The organism is Camelimonas fluminis, from assembly GCF_014656355.1.
GTDB lineage: Bacteria > Pseudomonadota > Alphaproteobacteria > Rhizobiales > Beijerinckiaceae > Camelimonas > Camelimonas fluminis.
In genome coordinates this window covers 1-515 of record NZ_BNCG01000184.1, presented here as the reverse complement: position 1 = coordinate 515, position 515 = coordinate 1, and the positions used below count along the sequence as shown (strand labels likewise).

1 protein-coding gene is annotated in these 515 nt (G+C 60.4%); it reads left to right on the top strand.

Annotation, left to right across the window (positions count from 1 at the left end):
• Positions 1 to 448: hypothetical protein (locus IE243_RS23060; protein ID WP_210319977.1), on the top strand; the 448-nt coding region annotated here is incomplete at its 5' end.
• Between the last annotated feature and the right edge of the window lie 67 nt (positions 449 to 515).

Genomic DNA, 515 nt, shown 5'->3' with positions numbered 1-515 from the left:
AGCCATGGGCAACGGAATTCAGATCGGCCACCGGCCGACGCAGGCGGAAATGACCGCCGCAAAATACGACCGCGACTTTTACGTGGTTTTCCTGAAGTACCCGGACTGCTTCGCGATCCCGGAAACGTCCATGCAGAGCGCCACGCTCGAGCAACTGGTTGACGACATCATCGGCACCGAAATGGACATGCCGCAGTGCATCGACAGCATCGTCCATTTCAATCCGGTTTCCGGCATCTCCCGCATCGTTGACCGCGAAGTGGCTGATGCAGTCGCAGAGCGCACGCATGAGCTGCGCAAGACCCCGCATGAAAGCGTCATCGACTGGCTGGAGCAGTGGCGCTGCGATTTCTATGAGAGCGACGAGTACCTGAACCAGCGCGCTCAAGAGCACGTCGAGGGGCTGGCAGATTACCGGCGCGACCTCCGCATGATGGCTGCGGGGTGAGGTGCGCCATGAACCTCGCCGGAACCTCCGCAGCATCACTGCTGCAATCATCCAAGGCAGTCGCTGA